The sequence below is a fragment of the Xenorhabdus yunnanensis genome (assembly GCF_028598805.1).
Taxonomy (GTDB): Bacteria; Pseudomonadota; Gammaproteobacteria; order Enterobacterales; family Enterobacteriaceae; genus Xenorhabdus; species Xenorhabdus yunnanensis.
Window position 1 is genome coordinate 1 of the sequence record NZ_JAQRFI010000107.1, and the last position, 4,075, is coordinate 4,075.

At 40.4% G+C, this 4,075-nt stretch carries 9 protein-coding genes; 3 read left to right on the top strand and 6 right to left on the bottom strand.

Features of this window, described 5'->3' with window-relative positions:
* Positions 1-110: 110 nt before the first annotated feature.
* On the bottom strand, positions 111-272 hold the full coding sequence (locus PSI23_RS20500; protein ID WP_273556808.1) for a hypothetical protein: 162 nt from the start codon (positions 270-272) through the stop codon (positions 111-113).
* Positions 273-324: 52 nt separating this feature from the next.
* Positions 325-579, bottom strand: a complete 255-nt coding sequence (locus tag PSI23_RS20505) for a hypothetical protein (RefSeq protein ID WP_273556809.1) — start codon at positions 577-579, stop codon at positions 325-327.
* Positions 580-713: 134 nt separating this feature from the next.
* Between PSI23_RS20505 and PSI23_RS20510 the strand changes: the two genes are divergently transcribed.
* Complete coding sequence (locus PSI23_RS20510; protein ID WP_273556810.1) at positions 714-1,229, top strand: hypothetical protein; 516 nt, start codon at positions 714-716, stop codon at positions 1,227-1,229.
* 151 nt (positions 1,230-1,380) lie between these two features.
* Here PSI23_RS20510 and PSI23_RS20515 read toward each other — a convergent pair whose 3' ends face one another.
* From PSI23_RS20515 to PSI23_RS20530, 4 genes are all read right to left on the bottom strand, one after another.
* Complete coding sequence (locus PSI23_RS20515; RefSeq protein ID WP_273556811.1) at positions 1,381-1,533, bottom strand: hypothetical protein; 153 nt, start codon at positions 1,531-1,533, stop codon at positions 1,381-1,383.
* A gap of 16 nt (positions 1,534-1,549) precedes the next feature.
* Positions 1,550-1,801 carry a hypothetical protein gene (locus tag PSI23_RS20520; RefSeq protein WP_273556812.1) on the bottom strand — a complete coding sequence of 84 codons (252 nt, stop codon included), beginning with the start codon at positions 1,799-1,801 and terminating at the stop codon, positions 1,550-1,552.
* A 16-nt stretch (positions 1,802-1,817) separates the two neighbouring features.
* On the bottom strand, positions 1,818-2,033 hold the full coding sequence (locus PSI23_RS20525) for a hypothetical protein (RefSeq protein ID WP_273556813.1): 216 nt from the start codon (positions 2,031-2,033) through the stop codon (positions 1,818-1,820).
* Positions 2,034-2,412: 379 nt separating this feature from the next.
* A complete protein-coding gene (locus tag PSI23_RS20530; protein WP_273556814.1) occupies positions 2,413-3,084 on the bottom strand; it encodes an XRE family transcriptional regulator in 672 nt (223 codons plus the stop codon).
* 99 nt (positions 3,085-3,183) lie between these two features.
* Between PSI23_RS20530 and PSI23_RS20535 the strand changes: the two genes are divergently transcribed.
* Together PSI23_RS20535 and PSI23_RS20540 are read left to right on the top strand one after the other, a co-directional pair.
* Positions 3,184-3,390, top strand: a complete 207-nt coding sequence (locus PSI23_RS20535) for a helix-turn-helix domain-containing protein (RefSeq protein ID WP_273556815.1) — start codon at positions 3,184-3,186, stop codon at positions 3,388-3,390.
* A gap of 241 nt (positions 3,391-3,631) precedes the next feature.
* Entirely contained in the window at positions 3,632-4,000 is a 369-nt protein-coding gene (locus PSI23_RS20540) for a hypothetical protein (RefSeq protein WP_273556816.1), read from the top strand.
* The last annotated feature ends 75 nt before the right edge of the window (positions 4,001-4,075 follow it).

Here is a 4,075-nt window from a genome sequence, read left to right on the forward strand (position 1 = left end):
TTTTTTCTCACTCATTACACTCTCCTATTAATTCAGGTAATAAAAAACCCCGCATTGGCGAGGTTGTTAATTAACTCACCACAGCCCACTCGGAAATGAGCTGGAGTTAGTCAACTGAGAGCCGCCCATTCACGATAGTACTTACGTTCGACCCAACACAGTTTTGCCAAACGACGACGAATTTCAGAACGCGGCGCTTCGGATATAGCCCACTGACGATAACGTTCAAATTTTTCTTTATGTTCAGCCACAAATTTCATTACTGTAGTCATTTTTATTTCCTTTCAGAATTAATATTGTTTATTTGGAATGAGCTGGAGTTAGTTAACCTGCAATCCCTATTTCACCCTGCGTAAGGTCACACCTGTTTTTAATTTCAAATCTCTTTTCGAGAAAATCGAATTTATCATCACCATCCCAATAATCGAGGATAATCTTTTGGCAAAATAATCCGGTATCTATAGCATCCTGAGCACGCGCAAAGTACATATAAGAACCTGCCAACTCATTCGATACTCTGGAAACTTGATTTGCCGTTCTGTACATAATGACGACTTGCTTTGATTTCATTATTTCCATCTTCACATCCTCACTATTAGTTATTATTGTGCCTGCATATTTAACCACCTCAGGCGGCAGTGGTTCCTCGCATTCCCCAACGCAAAGAAAACGGCTATAGTTTGCTCTCCCCAACGCTAATAAGGTCTGAACAAATGTCTAAATTTGATAGGGATATGCAGAAGCTTATTTTAGAGAAAGCAATTGAAGCACACCCGGATACAACAGATGCCAAGCAATTTCATGAATTGTTATTAGCTAGACTCGATCCCGATGAAGAAAAGAAAGTTAGAGCTAATATTGTATATTTAGTTGAGCATAAAGTTATTACTATTGATTACGATAAGTATACAAATTATAAAATCTTGTCATCATATCATCTTCTTAATTCCATAAGAGCGACTGAAAAAGGAATAGATTTTATGTTGGATGACGGCGGATTAAGTGCCATCTTAAACGTCACAACCATCAAATTTCACCATGATGCAATTCAACAACTTGCTAACTTGATAGAACTTACTGTTCAAGACCCCGAAGATAAGCAGCGATTCCTAACTCAGCTAAAACAGCTTCCTTACGAGACCACAAAACACGTCGCACTTGAATTGGTGAACAAGGGGCTTGCTCAGATACCGAACGTAGCTCAGTGGCTAGGAAAGTTTCTTGATTAGGTCTCATCCGAGTAAATTTAATCCAGCCAAGTGAAGCGGATAATTCTAACCAGAATTCATCTTTATCCGTTTCACTTTCCATCGTTAATTTCCTATTAAGGAATATTAACGCCTTAATACTTAGTTTTTGATTGTCCATCACATCCTCGCGCTAATTATCTTCATACAAAGCAGTAAATGCATCACTAATCGAACTAGCCATTTCTTTGGCTAGTTCCTTGTTCGCATTATTTTGCTCTATCATAGCTTTTAGAGTATGAGCAGCAATTAACTGAACTGCTTCTGGTAATTTTTCAAATTTCATGTCTATCTCCTGTTGTTTAAACTCTTGCTGTAACAGCCCCCGATCTTAGACGAGAACGGGATTTGGTTTTGGTTGAAATTGGTTTTTTCGATGGAGCACCGTTAACTGTCGTAACAAAACTGCTGACTACGTTAACCGTATCGCGTTCCTGCTGGGTCATGCGTTGTTTTGGCTGGCGGTTATTTCGGAAATCCTCGCACTGTTGCTGCCGAGACTGAAAAAAGAAATTGTCGAGAGCATTTTCCAGCCAGTAATCTTTCTCGTTCATGGAATTTCTCCGTTAATTAACTCACCATAGGCCATTCATTGAATGACCTACAGTCAATCAACCACACTCTCGCAGTGGTCGCGCTCATGCCTTGAGTTCCTGTCGCATCTTTGCCGCTAATAACCGGTGCAAGTTGGCTTTCTTGCTGCTTTACCGTGGTGGCTCTATTTGGCCTGCGGTCTATCCGCTTTGCTAAACCATGATTAATTTCCTCTTTGGTTGATAACGACATAACATCATAACGAGTGAGCCTTTACGGGTTGGTTGTCTTGCCCGATTGCCTGAATGATTACTCGATAATCTGAGTAACTATCCGGCGCTATTTCAATTTGCTAGGGCTCGTCAGTTGCCTGTCGTGTGGGGTTTATATTGTTAAAGAGCGGACTTCCTTTTACGTTTGGCTCCGTGCCGTTGATGAATTTAATATATGCGCACAAAGCATATGCGTCAAGCGCATATTTTTATGTGTAAGTACATATATCTATTAACCAAATGAAATATAAAAGGAAAAAATTTTTATGGAGTATCTATTTTGTGACCATAGTCACGCATATTTAAGGTTGGAATAGATGAAAGGTACAAAAAAGCCCCTTTCGGGGCAGGAACTTATCTTATCCATGTCTCCTGTAGACATGGGAATGGCTGATAATGACTTTTCCTTGTATATGCAATTGCGGTTCTTCGCTCTCGTCTATATACCAAGTCTCATAATTTGGGTTATCTGACAAAATGGCTAACCTATTTTTTTGGATTTGCAGCCGTTTTACGTGCAACATTCTTCCGAAAGAGAATACATAAATGCCGTCTCCATCAAAGAAATTTACTGAAACATCAACGAATATTTGATCGCCAGATTCAATTGTTCCAGTCATGCTATCACCCTTAACGGATATAACTTTCACAGCACTGGCAGCCCTGTTACCAAAAATAAGCTTTGCTTCGTCCGTTGTGTACTCTATTGATCCTATTGTTTCTACGAATTCGCTAGTGGATACACCGTGTCCAGCGCTAGCCTCCACATTCAACGACTCCACTTTAAAGTATTTGCATTTATGTAATGATGTTTTATTCATAGATGCATTATCTTTTTCTTCAACAAATAAGTCAGCCACTGTAACCCCCAAAGCTCCAGATATCTTAGAAATAGTCGTGTCTGTATAGCCTTGTTTATCCCTCTCTAGGCGGGAGATGTTGCCCACATCACTATTTATAGCAGTGGCTAATTCGAGAATTGTCATTCCCTTCGCTTTACGAAGACTTCTTATGCGTGAACCGATTTTCATTTTGTCATTGAACTCAATTTTTGCGTTTCACTCAAAGCGCCTTGCGCATATTTGTTTTGTGTAATAATATGCGTATAGCGCATTTAAAAGGAGCTGAATATGCAAACGCCTTTACGAAGAATTAGGCTCAAGAACAAGCTAACAATTGCCGAGGTTGCAGCAGCAATTAATTGTGACGTTGGCAACTTGAGCCGACTAGAGCGAGCTAATCAGGCAGCATCTTTAGAGATGGCTGAAAAATTATCTCAATTTTATAAAGGAATGATTGACGAAATGCAGATCCTATATCCGCAAAGATACATGTAATCATTCAACGCTCTTTAATAATCTGCCCACACGACAGGCTATTGGTGAACCCTAGCAAACCGAAATAGCGCCGAGAATTATTCTCAGGCAATCGGGGAATGCAGGAGCATATCAATCCCGTACAGGCCGACATCATAATGCCATGATCGTGTTTATTAACTATCTATCTCAGGATAGCTGATTATCTATTCATTTAACTAAACAAACATTAACCAAAACTAAACATTAGGAACTGTAGCAGATGGAAGTCGCAAAAACTCGCAATACTCGCGTTACGTGTAAAGCTCAAGCGCTGGAAACATTTTGGTTCAAATCAGCCGCGGAAACGGGAAACAGCCCATTAGCTAAAGAAATGGGGATTCACCCAACGGGATTGAGCCGGGAAAAGAGCCGGATAGTAAAACTGGCTAGCAGAATGGTTGTGGAGCTGGGATTGCCAGAGGGGGCGGCTGAGTTATCTGAATCTGATAACAAACCCGTCGTAGTCATTGAGGGGGAGCACGCTGAACGATTAATTCAGGCTCTGGAACGTAAGGGCAAGATAAAAAGAAAAACCCCAGTTGCGCTAACAACTGAGGCTTCTGAAATGCAACTTGAGCTGTCGATTTAACGACGGAGAGGAAGTATGCAAGTCCCTCTCAACAACACATTTACAGAGGTAATTATACATGAAAACAAAATTTAA

Coding starts and splice junctions, on each gene's coding strand:
- PSI23_RS20500 (WP_273556808.1), bottom strand. CDS start 272: ATGACTACAGTAATGAAATTTGTGGCTGAACATAAAGAAAAATTTGAA.
- PSI23_RS20505 (WP_273556809.1), bottom strand. CDS start 579: ATGGAAATAATGAAATCAAAGCAAGTCGTCATTATGTACAGAACGGCA.
- PSI23_RS20510 (WP_273556810.1), top strand. CDS start 714: ATGTCTAAATTTGATAGGGATATGCAGAAGCTTATTTTAGAGAAAGCA.
- PSI23_RS20515 (WP_273556811.1), bottom strand. CDS start 1,533: ATGAAATTTGAAAAATTACCAGAAGCAGTTCAGTTAATTGCTGCTCAT.
- PSI23_RS20520 (WP_273556812.1), bottom strand. CDS start 1,801: ATGAACGAGAAAGATTACTGGCTGGAAAATGCTCTCGACAATTTCTTT.
- PSI23_RS20525 (WP_273556813.1), bottom strand. CDS start 2,033: ATGTCGTTATCAACCAAAGAGGAAATTAATCATGGTTTAGCAAAGCGG.
- PSI23_RS20530 (WP_273556814.1), bottom strand. CDS start 3,084: ATGAAAATCGGTTCACGCATAAGAAGTCTTCGTAAAGCGAAGGGAATG.
- PSI23_RS20535 (WP_273556815.1), top strand. CDS start 3,184: ATGCAAACGCCTTTACGAAGAATTAGGCTCAAGAACAAGCTAACAATT.
- PSI23_RS20540 (WP_273556816.1), top strand. CDS start 3,632: ATGGAAGTCGCAAAAACTCGCAATACTCGCGTTACGTGTAAAGCTCAA.